The following is a 14,887-nucleotide window of genomic DNA, read 5'->3' on the forward strand; positions in this document are numbered from 1 at the left end:
ATATGGGGATAAAGGTAGGTATTATTGGATGTGGGTCGATTACTAAATTGCGCCATGCACCAGAATATAAAGCAAATCCATTCGTAGACGAAATCGTTTTTTATGATCGAAATCCTGAGCGAGCAGAGGCTTTAGCGGTCATGTTTGATGGGATAATAGAGCAAGATGTAGATAAATTATTAACAGATCCCATGATTCAAGTAATTAGTGATTGTTCTTCGAATGAATCTCATCATATATTTTCAACAAAAGCACTATTAAACGGGAAGCACGTTCTGTGTGAAAAACCAATCTCTCTTACGATTGAACATGCAAAAGAAATACTGGATGCCCAAAAGAAATCCGGGAAAAAGTTTATGGTAGATCACAATCAACGTTTTACTCGTGCGCATCAAAAGGCAAAAGAAATCATACAAAGTAAAGAGCTTGGTAAAGTGCTGACTTTCAGAACGACGTTTGGACACTCAGGACCAGAACAATGGGGTATTAATAAATCTAATTCCACCTGGTTTTTTCAAAAGGAGCGTTCGGGCCTAGGTGTTGCTGGAGATTTAGGAATCCATAAGATAGATTTATTGCATTATTTATTAGATGATGAAATGGAACAGGTAAGTGCCTTCCAGGGAGCACTAGACAAAGTAGATGAAAACAACGAACCAATAGAAGTATGCGATAATATCGTATGTAGTTTAAAAACGAAAAAAGGACGTATAGGTACTGCTGCATTCTCTTGGACGTATTACGGAGAAGAAGATAATAGCACTATTATCTACTGTGAAAAAGGTATTGTGAAAATCTATCATAGTGATCAGCACCAATTAGAAGTAATTACGAAAGATGGAGAGAAGGTACAATACCAACTAGAGAATATCCAAACGAATAACAACCAAACAAACAGTGGGGTAATCGATGCCTTTATCGAAAGCATCCGTATGGATCAGACTCCGCTTGTTACTGGAGAAGATGCACTTCTTGCTCTAAAAGTTATTTTAGGTATTATAGAAGCAGCTGAAACAAATACGGTTGTGATGATATAAAGTACAAGGATGAAATTAAAAATTTTACAATAAACAAAGCCTTTTTCTGACTGAACAGAAAAAGGCTTTTTTAATATCATGACTTTCCTTCGATAGCTTTTCAGATCCACTACCCACTTTTGAAATAGGAATTCATACTAAAGAGGAGGAAGTAAATGCAGCATCTTTACTAAAAAGTGATGTTTAATTCTTGTCCGATGAATAAAATAGTTTTGTCTGCAGAACTTCTAATGCATGTTCAATATCATCTAAATCTTCTATTGAAGCATTTTCTATTCGCTTTAGAAAACGAGATTCTATAGTTGCAAAAGCTTCGTTCATCATGGCTTCTCCATCATTTGAAAGACGAATATATTGTTTTCGTCGATCTTCAGTATCATTTATCTTTTCAATTAAGTTCTTATTACTTAACTTACTGAGCTCACGACTCGTGTTTGGCATAGACATGTTTTGACAATCGTTAATTTCACTGGGAGTCACAGGTTGACTAACTGATATATATTCAAGAATATTATATTGGGTCTGCGAGATTGAATGTGACTTTGCGTTTTTTGTCAATTCCTGTGTAACTCGATGAACAGAAGATGTAAATGATACTAATTTATAAAAAAGAGCATTTTTGTCCATTTTCCTCACCTCTTATAGACAAGGTAACAAAGATATTGTCAAAAAACAATTATCATTTGATAATTAAAATTCCACATGCTATTATTTAGTTATCAAATGATAATAAAGAGGTGCGTTATGAAGTTGCTGCTAATTTACACATATCCAAACCACAATAGCTTAAACTATACTTTTTTACAAAATGTAATTAGGGGAAGTAACGAAAACCCCAAGGTAAAGGACTTACAAGTTTTAGATTTATATGAAGAAAAATTTAATCCACTTCTAGTGTTCAATGAACAAAAGCGAAGACGTGATATGCATACTGATCCTAGTCTTGAAAAATATAGGGAACAATTTATGTGGGCTGACAAGATTGTTTTTATCTATCCGATTTGGTGGGGAAGACCACCCGCAATGCTATTAGGGTATGTAGATCAATTATTTTCTTCTAATTTTGCCTATAAAGATAAGAAGGGACTTTTCCCGGAAGGACTATTGAAAGGGAAGTCCGTGGTATGTGTGTCTACCATGAAGGGGCCAGCTAACTATCCATTTCTTTGGTTAAACAATGCCCACAAAATTCTAATGAAAAGAGCCTTATTTAATTTTGTGGGTATCAAGAAAGTTAAGTTCTTTGAGTTTGGAAATATGGAAAGTCCAAAGGGAAATCAAAAGAAAAAGCTAGAAAAAGTCTATAATTATTTTAAAAAGATAGAGCACTAAGAAACCAAATCCTTTTTTAACCGAGAAAATCTAAAGAATTTAAAGGAGATTAGAACACTCTAATCTCCTTTAACATCTACCATAAACCACATTCCTCACATTTTTCGGAAGCTACACCAATTAAAAACTTCACTTAACATCCGCAATTGTCAGTTACTCTACCATCTTGGGCTAGTGCTGAAACTGGAAAGTTCATTGCTTGCCATGCTGCAATACCCCCGGTCAACTCTTTAACTTGATAATCCTTTTCTAATAAGACCTTCGCTACTTTGGCAGCGGTATTGCACCAGACATCCTAGTAATATTAACGATCAAGTAATTCTTGTTCTGGTATTCTATTCGCATCTCTAATGATCAAGCTTCTTACATGAACAGGACCGTTTTTTACATAGATAAAATTTATCCATTCTAAATTTCACCTCCAGTTTTAGAGAAGTTTAAGTGTGAAAAAACTTAGTTATACTATAGGAAATTATCATGGATTTTTTAGAACAGGAGATAGTAGACGTGAAAGAATTCAAAGTTACGTACTTTTTTGATGAAGATCATTATATTAGAAGGTTCATCTATGCCGAGTCCCAAGAAAAAGTGGAAGAACTAATTCAAAATGAGCGGGATGGATATATTTCATTTACAGATAGCAGAGAGATATATCATGAACTAAATACGAGGAGAGTTCGAGTGACTCAAATAGCAGAATATCACCGAATAGATAAAACGAAAAAAGCATCAGGGATTGATAAAATCTGATGCTTTTACTTTTAAAATAGAATTTTCAACCACTTTTATGATTGACCTTATGATATAGCATCATCACTCTAAAGTATGTTTCTGAAGGATCAATGGCTTTCTTTTCATTACAAATAATCCATAACCAATTGCAGTACCTACAAGTGAAGGAATAATCCACCCGAGACCAAGTTCTGCGAATGGAAGATAGCCCATATAGATATCAAAGATTCCAAATTTTATTCCAAATGCTTTTAATCCATCATATACAGCGATTATTCCAGTTAGCGTGATTGCTCCAATGTAGACATAGGGAGACCCTCCAAATAGCGGGTGAAAAAAAGATAATACGATTAATACGATCGTTAGGGAATATGTAGCTACCAAAAACGGAACACTTACAGATAAAATGGTGTTTAGTCCAAAATTGGCAAAAACAAAACTAATGATCGTAAAGAACAAAGTAATTTTTTTATAGCTAGCTTTCGGCAATAAAGAATGAAAATAATTCCCGCAAGCAGAAACTAAACCTACGCAAGTAGTGAAGCAGGCTAATACAAAAATAACTCCTAATAGCAAATTTCCCCATTGACCAAACAATAAGGAAGAAGCTGACGAAAGGAGCACGCTCCCGTTTTCAAATGCCCCAACCCCAGCCATTTCTACTCCAATGTAACCAAGAGAACAATACACAACAGCAAGTAGGGACCCAGCTAGTAAACCAGCTTTAAGCATTTCTCTTCTCATCATTTTCCCCTCTGAAACACCTTGCTGCTTTAAGGTAGTTAAAATGACAATTCCAAATGCAAGAGCGGCAAGTGCATCCATTGTATTGTAACCTTCCAAAAATCCTTTCAAAAATGGGAACTGTTGATATTCTAGTGTCGAAGGACCTAACGAACTATTTTTTAATTGCATAAATCCTGTTACAACTAATACGACCATACTCAGCAATAAAAGTGGCGTAATAGTTTTCCCCATAAGGTCTACCATTTTGCTTTGGTTTAAACTAACTAAAAATACAAGAAGAAAGAACACAGCTGTAAAACCAAATAAAGCAACGGAAGAATCCGCGATAAACGGTTTAAACCCCATTTCATAAGCAAGTGTTGCATTACGGGGGATACCTAGAAACGGTCCTATCGACAAATAAACAATAACCGTAAATACTAAACCAAAAATAGGATGGACCCGACCAGCTAGCGTACGAGCGCCGCCTTTAACAAAAGAAAGTGCAGTTAACACAAGAAGTGGAAGACCCACTGCAGTTACGATAAATCCAGCAATAGCGAGTGGAAAGTTTGTGCCGGCATTTGCACCTAAAAATGGTGGGAAGATAAGATTACCAGCTCCAAAAAACATCGAAAATAACATTAGACCTACAAATAGTGTTCTAGACTTATTCATTTCATTCACTCCTTCAATATAATGATCCATATTCAGTGAAAAATAGGCACAAAAAAAACTCGCCCCTATAAAAAGGGACGAGATTACTCGCGATACCACCCTAATTCCGGAAATTTGTCTTTCACAAAAATTCCGGCACTCAGTCAACATACTATCATACGTGATCCCAAGGTAACGGAGGATAAACCGGCAAAATTTACAAGAAGTTCAATTTTGCTTCTCAGAGATGATTTCAAAAAAGGACTTAAACATCGACTTTCAGCATACGTCGACTCTCTACAGATTAAGTGACCATTCGTACTTATTCTCTTCAACGAATTTGGATTTGTTTAATAGCTTACCAACAGAAAAATGAATTGTCAATATAGTGGGAAAGTTTTACACCCTCAAGTAACTGTGAAGGGAATATAAGACACAGAAAAAGTCATCGTAGAGCAGACTTATTGAAGTGTCTTAGCATTGTTTATTTTATTTGAGAAAGTTTTATCTATTTGAGTGGTGTGTTTTGAAGACTATCAATCCAGTGGAAAGGTAATATTAAAATTAACAATGATTGGATAATAAATATTTTCACGTTATAATTGGATAGTCAAAAAGTAATTTTGAATAAGTTTAGAGATGAGTTAAAATACCTCTATTTTTAGTTTTTCTTATTTTTTACATACTTGTTTAGTCTTGTTTATTGAACTTGTTAATAATAGAACCTTAAATTTTTCTGATAGAAGTCCGATGAGAATGGAGCAAGATAATGGGGAAAGAATTGTTAAGTAGTTTGCAGACAGAAGTTACCCAGTTACGAGCTGAAGGGAAATACCAAGAAACAATTGAAAAAGCAAACGAGCTGTTGGAGATTGGGACCTTATATAATGATTACAAATCAATGCTTATTGCTCATATCAATCAGGCTGCTTCTTATTATTCCATTGGAGATATTGAGGAAGCTTTTGCAAGTATGGAGCAGTACGAGGAAATTACACAAGTACATGGTGACGATGCGGACTATCTGCAATTATATAATATCTTGTTCTTGTTATATGAATTTAACAAACAGTATGTCCTTGCGAAAGAAACTCTGCAAAAAAGTATGCATCTAGCAGAGCAATTAAAGAAGTATAATATTTTGAGCAATGCCTATAGTAATTATAGTCATGTGTGCATCAAACTAGAGGAGTATGAAGAAGCATTAGACGTGGCAAAAAAAGGGTTAGCTGCTGCAAAGCTACATGAGCCAAACACCCCTGTACTAGAAGTAAGGGTAATGTTTAATATAGCTCATGCCTACATTAACTTAAACCTTTTGGAAGATGCGAACCTAATAATGGTTGAAATGGAACAGAAAAATGTGTTCGATTCATTTGTAAGAGAGCGTGCACAGTTCCAATTATTAAAAGGAGAATGGCTAAGAAAGAAAAAAGCATATAAAGAGGCTTTTCAAGCATATTCTACTGCAAAGGAAATTGTAAATACTTATCAGGATGTCTATTTGTTAAAGACCATTCAAGAAAAACGTTTAAAAACGAGCGAATTAATGGAAGACTTTCATTTATCTTATCAAGTCCAAAAAGAATACATAAACCTTCTAAATATTATTAATGAGCGAGAAATTGCTTATAAGGCTATTAAATTAAATGTAAAACACCAATTATCCAAAATACAGAAAAAAGCAGAATTAGATTATCTAACTGGTTTGTGTAATAGAGGTTATTTGAGTGAACTGGCAACAACTTGGCTCAGGGATGTGAAAGAAATGAAAACGCCAATTAGCTGTATTGCCTTCGATTTGGATGGATTCAAGGCGGTTAACGATGTACATGGACACTTAATGGGTGACAAAGTTATTCGTGAAGTAGGAAAGGTGTGCAAAAGCGCATTAAGCCCTGATTTCGTCATTGGACGTTATGGAGGGGATGAATTTGTGGTACTTGGAAGAAGCTCATTAGATGAAACAGTGAAGCTTGCGAATGTATTGAAAGAAGTTATGTCAGGCATGAGAATAGTTGTAAATGAGCAGTCTATAACAATAGCAGCTAGCTTTGGTGTTTCTTCTACAGAAGATGATTCACTTAATTCCTTTGATGAGCTTTTTCATATGGCTGACATGCGTCTTTATAATGCAAAACAAAATGGCAAGAATCAGGTATACGCAGGTAACATAAAGGTTTGACCAATTAAACAAAGGGACAAGATAGGTGAATGAACTTCACTGTCTTGTCCCCTTTGTTATTTCTTCACTTCATAATGAAGCTCAGCAAATTGGTTAAAACGATTAATACTCTTTAGAGTAAGCTCCGTCTCAAAATCCACTTCTTTAAACAAGGGAATTCCTTTTCCGATTAGCACTGGGGACACTGTAATAATCATTTCATCCACTAATTTATCGTTAATGAATGAGTGGATTAAATCTCCTCCGCCCATTACCCAAATATTTTTTCCTTCTTTATTTTTTAATTGATTCGTAAAGTCGACTACATTTTCACTAAAGAATTTGACGTTCTCATTATCCTTACTAACGGTTCTAGAGAAAACATAGCATTCCTTACCTTCATAAGGGAAGCTTTCTGATTCTTGTTCGAGAAGCCAGTCGTATGTGCGTCTACCCATTATTACAGTATCTACCGTGTCATAGAATTCAGAATATCCATTATCACCTTCACCTTCCACATTAAATAACCACTCTAAAGAGTCATCCTCTGTTGCAATATACCCGTCTAAGCTTGTGGCAATGAACAATACAATTTTTCTTTTTTTAATCATAATAAACTCCTTTAGTTAGATCTCTAGAGAGACCAGGATCAAACAGGTCGAAGATAAGAAAATTCTGGTCATGGCTCTTACCCTGTGTAAGATACAACTCAGAAACAATTCCAAGTAGTGTTGAAGTTGTGTGTTACACAGGGAGCATATTTTAGTCCCATCATACAATACTTTCTGGAAATAATCCTTTTAAACTTGTCGCTTCAAATTTTTCATCCCATAAAAGGGTGATTTTTTATGGAAGAAATAATCGAATCATTAAGTTTTAAAAGAAAAATGTTAGAAGTGAATTTTTTTAGGGAAAAGAAATATTAAGAAGAAAAATAGGAAGGTGAATGTTTCAACCTTTTCCAATTTTATATGAAATTAAGTGGTGAAACTGTTGAAAGTCTGCCAAATCTCTTGTTTAGCAAGTGGAGGATAAGTGGATATAAAGTTCACAATGATTAAGGGATTATTTAGATCTGGGTATAGGTGGAATAAAAACCTGTCACCATATCGAATAGCTGTTAAAGCAAGTGGTAGTTCGCGTCGGAAAACTTCCTCTCGTTTTGTTGCTGTGGTTAAGTCGTACTCTCCTTGATCGATATATAGAAATACATTGAAATATAAACAATTTTCATGTGTTACCCATTCACCTAATACTTCATCTCTCATTTTAGGATTGACTTTATCCCACGCAAACTGGGTTCCAATTGTTAAGAATAGTTCTCCAGTGAAATCAGAATGAGTTAGTGTGTATTTTCTAGAAATAATCGGCTCCGTAGCGGTGACACAATCCCTGTATTCAACAGAAAGTTTTTCTGAATTGAACTTACTCATGCCATTAACCCCAATCGTTTATTTATATGTATATGCTACTTTTTTGTTTGAGATCGGAAACAAGTCATGGATGTTCAGAATCATATAGGAATTTTCATCGCACTAAACAAGGAAGGCTAATGAGTTTTTTATTGTATGATGCAATTATTGTTGGAATATGGGGTATCCTTCTCTGCTTTCTCATTTTTTTTTAAATACGTGTGTAAAAATCTGAAAACAAAGAAAAAACATAGCGTATTTTGTATAATGATAAGTAATAATCTAAAGGGGTGTTTTCATGCAAATACAACGTGGGCAGAAGGTTACATTAGAAAATACAACACAACTAGAATGTTTTGTACGATGGTCCACACCGAAAAAAGATATGGAGCTAGATATTTCTTCCTTTTTATTGCAAGCTGGTGATCGCTGCGAAAAGGATGAACATTTTATCTTTTACGGTCAACCACATAGTCCCGATAAATCAGTTAGCTATGCGAAAGGAACAATATTAGATGGCTCGATTACTATTCAGTTGAATACTGTTCCTGAAACAATTGAAAAAATAGCTATTGCCTTGACTATTCATGAAGGAGACGCGCAAAATTTACGTTTTCAAGAAGTAGAAAAGCTAGAGCTTCTTTTAAGAGATGCTGCTACAGGCAATACTTTATATACTTATTCGTTTGGTGACGACTTGCAGCAGGAGACGGCCATAGTGGTAGGTGAGTTATATAGATATAAGGGGTATTGGAAATTTAGTGTGATTGGTAGTGGATTTAATGGAGGGCTGGAGGCATTATGCTTAAATTATGGTTTAGAGATTGAAAATAGCGAGAGTAGTATACAGAGTGATCCTACTCCACCTCCTATAGAAGCACCTAAAAAAGAAAAGCCAAACTTGGAGAAAATGAATATTAATCTGAAGAAAAAGGAATCCATATCGATAGCTAAGTCCAATAAAATTGTAGCAACTTTGGAGTGGGCGAATCGTAAAAAGGATTTAGATTTATATTGTTTTTATGTATTGAAAAATGGAGATACAGGAAAAGTGTATTACCGTTCAATGGGGAATGCGAACCAAGAGCCTTTTATTACGCTAGATGGTGATAGTAGGGGAGCAGGGAAAGAAACTATTGTCATACACGATCCCTCTAAATTGAAGTATGTATTGTTTGCGGCATATAGTGCAGTTAGCAATGGCATTGGTAGTTTCAAAAGTATGAAGGCGCAAGCTGTCGTTGATAACCAATTGGGTCAACGGATAACTAGCCCGTTATATGAGAAAAATCGTTTAGCTTACTGGGTAGCGATTGCCCATATTGACTTTACAGATGCCGATAATATTAATGTCAGTCACGTAGAGAGGTATTCAAAATCTGGTTCTGAACATTCTCCAGAGCTATATGCGGATGGCTTGTTTGAAATGGATCGTGGAGTAGTTGAGTTTAAATAATTTTTATATGCTGTATCCATTTGTGTGCGGAAGTTAGGATGATGGTGGAAAGTTGTGGGTAGGATATGCAGAGACTGTTCATATTAATGGGGATAACTTTATTCCTCCAAGGCTGTATGGCGATGAATATAGGAGAGGATGAGACGATGAACGAGCAATTATTCAAAGTAGTAGAAGGCAAAGAGATTGATAGAGTTAGAGATTTGCTTGATAAAGGAGTAGATATCAATGCACAGGATATACAGGGGAGAACAGCAATCATGATTGCTACTTACGCAAATGACGTGGCAATGGTCAAGGTATTAATCGCTGAAGGTGCAGATGTAGATATTCAGGATAATATGCTTAATAACCCTTTTCTTTATGCAGGAGCAGAAGGATATATGGAAATCTTAAAGCTAATGATTGCAGCTGGAGCGGATCCAACGATCACTAATCGATATGGCGGAGTTGCACTCATACCTGCCTCAGAACATGGGTATGTAGAGGTAGTGAAAGAGCTTCTGACAAATACAAAGACTGACGTGAATCATGTGAATAATCTAGGGTGGACTGCTTTGCTCGAGGCTATCATTTTAAATGATGGATCTGAAAAACAACAGCAAACGATTCGTTTATTAATCGAGCACGGAGCTGATGTAAATCTTGCAGATAAAGATGGGGTAACTCCGTTGGAACATGCTAGGGAAAAGGGATATAAAGAGATTGAAGAGATTTTGTTGGAAGCAGGGGCAAACTAATAAGCTAGGAATATTTTAAAGAGTATTATATATAATTTGGTACTCCCTAATAGGGCATGATAATATCATGGAATCAGAAAGATTCATAGAAAGAGGCTAAAACCTATGGAATGCAGAGTAGTTGGTATGTGGGGAGGGTTCCCTAAAAAGAATGGCCCTTGCTCAGGATATTTAATCCAGCACGAAGGAATTTCATTACTACTAGACTGTGGAAGTGGTGTCTTATCAGAGTTACAAAATTATATAGATTTAAATGATATAAATCATGTTATTTTAACTCACTACCATTATGATCATTTCAGTGATATTGGATCGTATTTATTCTCTAGGCTGGTAAATACACAGTTAGGTAGAGCTTCGGAAGAATTATGTGTTTATGGACCGGCAGACGATGGGATGCAAAAGCAAGTGGAAGCTGTTGCTTATTCTCGTTTCACTTCATTTAACGAAAAGAGTCAATTAGAAATCGGACCATTCACCTGTACATTTAAGCGAAATATTCATCCAGTAGAAACGTATAGCATAAAAATTGTATGCGACAGCAAAAGTATTGTGTTCACATCTGATACTAGCTTTACGCCAGATTTAATAGATTTTGCTTCTAATAGCGATCTTCTAATTACGGAATGTAGTTTGTATGAAGGAATGGACGGGGAAGGTTCAGGACATATGACTTCCAAGGATGCCGGTATACTAGCGTATCAATCAAAAGCAAAAAGAGTGTTATTAACACATCTTCCACACTACGGTGATTTGAACGACTTAGTAGTTAGTGCGAAAAAACAAGGCAATCCAAATATTGAGTTAGCAGAGTCAGGAATTTTAATAAATTTATAGAATTGGTAGAATGAATGCTCTTTGAAAAGTATTCGTTCTACCAGTTTTTTTAGCCTAAATAGGATTGCTTTTTTTATTTTGTGTCCTCACCATTTTAAGGCACACGATATAAACAGTTAGTAGAGGATATAAGATGATCGTAATTGAAAAGGTTAAGATACTTGTGACGGATAGAAGGGATACTGCGAGCAAGAGTTTATCCTTATTGGTCTTCCACCGTGTTATTCCTTTAATGCCTAGTATCGTCATAGAAAGGCAGATACCCAAAACCGTGGGAAAAAGTACGATGAAAAGTAAGCCCGCATAATGGAAAAATCCCCCTGGAAACAAAAGCGTGAATAGAACACTAGTATTCTCTATTTCTGGTTCTGGAAAAAGTTTGGAGAAGAGCGGTATAACTATTAATATAAAGTTGAATAAAAAGAATGCGAGTAGGGATTGGGATAGCATCATGTTCTCGCTAGTCTTTGCTCTTAATCCGTAGATGGTTATCGCTATAATTATAGTCAACGAGATGAGCAGCATGAGTATTAGGAACACATTCATAGTTTCACCAACTTTCTTATTAATTATCATATCGCAGTTTGTATTATTCTAGCAGATGTTGTCATCTGTCTCATTATCCTAGTGATAGTTAAGGCAATCTGATCCCCGTTGCTGTCTCTGTGTAGTGACAAAGGAGGGACAGGCAATAACTTGCGTATTTGTTGAATACAAAAAAGTTTCTGTATATAATGAACTTAGAATCATAAAATAAGAAAGACTGGATACGCTAATATCCAGTCCTACAACTGCTAACCGCAGAAAGAGCGGTTGGTCCTGGGTCAGAAAATAACCGTCATACCTTTGCTGAGGGACGGTTATTTCTTTTTAGCAAAGAAAATAATCAATGTCACAACGATAGAAAAAGCTGCTAAAATTACAGCACTTAGCTGTATTAACAAACTGATTGCTTCGTATGTGGTCACTGGCATCACCTCCTTGAAAGGAAGTGACCAACCGCCCACTCTGCTATGCAATTGTGCCTTTATTATACCATTGAAACAGAATGAATATTCTATTTTAAAAGAGAAGATAGGTTTTAACTATTCCAGAAAAGAAACGGTTTTGTACTGTTTCTTTTCTGGATTTTCTTTGTTTAGAATCTCATGCTTAGTCTTGAACACTCACCGAAAATTAAGTCCACTTTCATAATTCCTCACTTTTAAGACAAGCTATGAAAAAGAGAAAGGTGATGGAATGGACAAAAATAATGGATTAGGTAGTTCGCAGCATGAATAAACCCTTCGTACCACAGCTTGTTTATTTTGAGCCTAACGCATTGGATTATCCGCTTGGAAAAGAACTAAAGGAAAAGTTCGAGAAAATGGGTATCGAAATCCGCTTTACTACTTCACACAATCAAATTCGAGATTTACCAGGTGAAACAGACGCTCAAAAATATCGCATTGCAAAATCTACCCTAGTTGTAGGTATTCGGAAAACGTTAAAATTTGATACATCTAAGCCTTCTGCTGAATATGCAATCCCACTTGCGACAGGATGTATGGGACATTGTCATTATTGTTATTTACAAACGACGATGGGCAGTAAACCATATATTCGAACTTACGTGAACGTGGAGGAGATTTTCGAAGCGGCAGATCGTTATATTGAAGAACGTGCACCTGAGATTACTCGATTCGAAGCAGCATGTACTTCCGATATTGTGGGGATTGACCATTTGACACATTCATTAAAAAGGGCCATTGAACATATTGGTCAAACAGAACTAGGTAGGCTTCGTTTTGTAACGAAATTCCATTTTGTCGACCATTTATTAGATGCTAAACACAATGGGAATACGCGATTCCGATTTAGTATAAATGCCGACTATGTCATTAAAAATTTCGAGCCCGGCACTTCTCCTTTGGATAAAAGAATCGAGGCTGCAGGGAAAGTAGCAAGAGCAGGATACCCGCTTGGTTTTATCGTTGCTCCCATTTACCTTCATGATGGTTGGGAGGAAGGCTACCTTCACATGTTCGAACGACTAGACGAGGAATTGCCAAAAGATGCAAGAGATGATATTACCTTTGAATTCATCCAACATCGGTTCACAAAGCCCGCAAAAAAAGTAATTGAAAAGAATTATCCAAAGTCAAAGCTCGAGTTAAATGAAGAAGAAAGACGCTACAAATGGGGCAAGTATGGAATTGGGAAATACATTTATCAAAAGGACGAAGAGGAGGATATAAAATCTCATCTTTACGGCTATATGGATAAATACTTTCCGAATGCGAAGTTAGAATATTTTACTTGAGATACTAAAAAAAGCGTAAAGTTCCAGGAGTGAAGGGGCTTTACGCTTTTTAATTGGGTGGTCTTGCGATTAGTGTAGATGAACTTGCGATACCCCGGAAGTATCTTGTGATTCTCAGAGTCGAACTTGCGATTTGAAGGAGTTCATTTGCGATTCATCCAAATACACATTCCGACTTGCGATTTTCCGGAAGTATCTTGTGATTCTCGATATCCACCTTGCGATTCGAAGCATCATAACAATAAACGCACAACGAATACCTCACTCCAACGCTTCATAGATCTCCCTCAAAGCTTCATACCGCTCCTCATCAAAATCCTTCTGTCCACGAATAAATTTTTCTTTAAGGTTGAAATAACATATTTCTAAATACTCCTTGTTATGATGACGAACGAATGGATTCGTCACTTTTTCAAAAGGGCCATCTGCGAAGTATCGTTCCATTTTATCAACAGTGCGAATGTTAATTTCTCGGGCACGCATTTCCTGTAGGACTAGTTCAGTAAAAGAAAATAAATCATCTTTCGGATAGTCATAAATATAATTTATCAAAATATGCCGATCTTCCTTTGCATAAATACTATTTAACTCGCGCCACTGTGCCAGCAGCTGGGACTTCGGCAAAACGCTTAGTAAACTCTGGTGCCATAAACGCAAATAAATCATCTCCAGTTCAATCAGTTATAATAATTTCGCCTTTTTGTTCTTAATAACAGACAATCTTGATTTAAGTCAATGAATCACTTTAACTTTCCTATTACAATTAAGTCAAAATAGTAATAGGGGGTCTTTATTATTAGTACACAAAGGAACGTAAATTTGAGAACAGCTGCTATTATTTCGGGCATGGCACTTATCATTATGGCCATTGTGGCAGGCTTTTCTTACGGTTATGTCCACAATAGTCTTGTCGTGCCTGGCGATGTGAGCACAACCTATCATAATATCGTTTCATCCATAACGCTATTTAAAGTGGAAATAGTGGGGTGGATTATTATCTTAATCTTAGACGTAATAGTCACTTGGTCATTTTATATCTTCCTCAAGCCGATTAATCAGGAGTTAGCATTACTGGCTTCCTGGTTACGTCTCACGTATGCAGTTATATTAGGAATAGGAATATTAAACCTGCTCTTTGTATTACTGCTCTCCAATAATGTACCCGTAACCGATCAACTTCAAGAAAATATTACTTTCTATTTGAAAGCATTTGAAATGATTTGGGCTGTTGGATTAATTGTTTTTGGTTTGCATCTATTCATAGTGGGATGGATTACTTTCCAGACAAATAGTATCCCTAAAATTATTTCTATTTTACTGGTAATAGCAGCAGTAGGATACCTTGGTATTCATGTATGCAAAACTTTACTTATCGATCAAAATATCATTACTACAATAGAATTTATTTTTAATATGCCTATGATAGCAGGGGAATTAGGTTTTGGATTGTGGCTACTATTTAAAGGTGGAAAAGTTATTAAAAAGTTTTGAT

The 14,887-nt window shown here is 35.8% G+C and carries 15 protein-coding genes and 1 other annotated feature; of the genes, 9 read left to right on the top strand and 6 right to left on the bottom strand.

What is annotated here, in order from left to right; genetic code table 11:
* The first annotated feature begins 2 nt into the window (after positions 1 to 2).
* The gene (locus BM260_RS15380; protein ID WP_093538242.1) at positions 3 to 1,037 is read left to right on the top strand and encodes a Gfo/Idh/MocA family protein; all 1,035 of its coding nucleotides are present in this window, start codon (positions 3 to 5) and stop codon (positions 1,035 to 1,037) included.
* A 183-nt stretch (positions 1,038 to 1,220) separates the two neighbouring features.
* On the opposite strand, the gene BM260_RS15385 is transcribed toward BM260_RS15380, so the two are convergent.
* Positions 1,221 to 1,664: a MarR family winged helix-turn-helix transcriptional regulator gene (locus BM260_RS15385; protein WP_093538243.1), complete on the bottom strand. Its 444-nt coding sequence runs from the start codon at positions 1,662 to 1,664 to the stop codon at positions 1,221 to 1,223.
* A 117-nt stretch (positions 1,665 to 1,781) separates the two neighbouring features.
* On the opposite strand from BM260_RS15385, the gene BM260_RS15390 reads away from it, so the two are divergent.
* Together BM260_RS15390 and BM260_RS15395 are read left to right on the top strand one after the other, a co-directional pair.
* Positions 1,782 to 2,369 carry an NAD(P)H-dependent oxidoreductase gene (locus BM260_RS15390; RefSeq protein ID WP_093538244.1) on the top strand — a complete coding sequence of 196 codons (588 nt, stop codon included), beginning with the start codon at positions 1,782 to 1,784 and terminating at the stop codon, positions 2,367 to 2,369.
* A gap of 507 nt (positions 2,370 to 2,876) precedes the next feature.
* Entirely contained in the window at positions 2,877 to 3,119 is a 243-nt protein-coding gene (locus BM260_RS15395; protein ID WP_093538349.1) for a hypothetical protein, read from the top strand.
* 63 nt (positions 3,120 to 3,182) lie between these two features.
* On the opposite strand, the gene brnQ is transcribed toward BM260_RS15395, so the two are convergent.
* Positions 3,183 to 4,505 carry a branched-chain amino acid transport system II carrier protein gene (brnQ, locus tag BM260_RS15400; RefSeq protein ID WP_093538245.1) on the bottom strand — a complete coding sequence of 441 codons (1,323 nt, stop codon included), beginning with the start codon at positions 4,503 to 4,505 and terminating at the stop codon, positions 3,183 to 3,185.
* Between the two features lie 70 nt (positions 4,506 to 4,575).
* Positions 4,576 to 4,828, bottom strand: a binding site (T-box leader).
* A gap of 425 nt (positions 4,829 to 5,253) precedes the next feature.
* Here brnQ and BM260_RS15405 point away from each other — a divergent pair.
* Entirely contained in the window at positions 5,254 to 6,669 is a 1,416-nt protein-coding gene (locus BM260_RS15405; protein ID WP_093538246.1) for a tetratricopeptide repeat-containing diguanylate cyclase, read from the top strand.
* Between the two features lie 56 nt (positions 6,670 to 6,725).
* On the opposite strand, the gene BM260_RS15410 is transcribed toward BM260_RS15405, so the two are convergent.
* Positions 6,726 to 7,259 (bottom strand): dihydrofolate reductase family protein, encoded by a 534-nt coding sequence (locus tag BM260_RS15410; RefSeq protein WP_093538247.1) that lies wholly within the window; start codon positions 7,257 to 7,259, stop codon positions 6,726 to 6,728.
* A gap of 366 nt (positions 7,260 to 7,625) precedes the next feature.
* Positions 7,626 to 8,081, bottom strand: a complete 456-nt coding sequence (locus BM260_RS15415; protein ID WP_093538248.1) for a staygreen family protein — start codon at positions 8,079 to 8,081, stop codon at positions 7,626 to 7,628.
* Positions 8,082 to 8,358: 277 nt separating this feature from the next.
* On the opposite strand from BM260_RS15415, the gene BM260_RS15420 reads away from it, so the two are divergent.
* From BM260_RS15420 to BM260_RS15430, 3 genes are all read left to right on the top strand, one after another.
* On the top strand, positions 8,359 to 9,516 hold the full coding sequence (locus BM260_RS15420) for a TerD family protein (RefSeq protein ID WP_093538249.1): 1,158 nt from the start codon (positions 8,359 to 8,361) through the stop codon (positions 9,514 to 9,516).
* 86 nt (positions 9,517 to 9,602) lie between these two features.
* The gene (locus BM260_RS15425; protein WP_407691720.1) at positions 9,603 to 10,256 is read left to right on the top strand and encodes an ankyrin repeat domain-containing protein; all 654 of its coding nucleotides are present in this window, start codon (positions 9,603 to 9,605) and stop codon (positions 10,254 to 10,256) included.
* Between the two features lie 105 nt (positions 10,257 to 10,361).
* A complete protein-coding gene (locus BM260_RS15430) occupies positions 10,362 to 11,093 on the top strand; it encodes an MBL fold metallo-hydrolase (RefSeq protein WP_093538251.1) in 732 nt (243 codons plus the stop codon).
* An 860-nt stretch (positions 11,094 to 11,953) separates the two neighbouring features.
* Here BM260_RS15430 and BM260_RS18695 read toward each other — a convergent pair.
* A complete protein-coding gene (locus BM260_RS18695) occupies positions 11,954 to 12,061 on the bottom strand; it encodes a putative holin-like toxin (RefSeq protein WP_245762754.1) in 108 nt (35 codons plus the stop codon).
* A gap of 305 nt (positions 12,062 to 12,366) precedes the next feature.
* Here BM260_RS18695 and splB point away from each other — a divergent pair, with 305 nt between their 5' ends.
* Positions 12,367 to 13,395 (top strand): spore photoproduct lyase, encoded by a 1,029-nt coding sequence (gene splB, locus BM260_RS15435; protein ID WP_093538252.1) that lies wholly within the window; start codon positions 12,367 to 12,369, stop codon positions 13,393 to 13,395.
* A 261-nt stretch (positions 13,396 to 13,656) separates the two neighbouring features.
* Here splB and BM260_RS15440 read toward each other — a convergent pair whose 3' ends face one another.
* The gene (locus BM260_RS15440) at positions 13,657 to 14,052 is read right to left on the bottom strand and encodes a pyrimidine dimer DNA glycosylase/endonuclease V (RefSeq protein ID WP_093538253.1); all 396 of its coding nucleotides are present in this window, start codon (positions 14,050 to 14,052) and stop codon (positions 13,657 to 13,659) included.
* Between the two features lie 189 nt (positions 14,053 to 14,241).
* Here BM260_RS15440 and BM260_RS15445 point away from each other — a divergent pair, with 189 nt between their 5' ends.
* Positions 14,242 to 14,886 carry a DUF4386 domain-containing protein gene (locus tag BM260_RS15445; protein ID WP_093538350.1) on the top strand — a complete coding sequence of 215 codons (645 nt, stop codon included), beginning with the start codon at positions 14,242 to 14,244 and terminating at the stop codon, positions 14,884 to 14,886.
* The last annotated feature ends 1 nt before the right edge of the window (position 14,887 follow it).

This window comes from Psychrobacillus psychrotolerans (genome assembly GCF_900115805.1).
Classification (GTDB): domain Bacteria; phylum Bacillota; class Bacilli; order Bacillales_A; family Planococcaceae; genus Psychrobacillus; species Psychrobacillus psychrotolerans.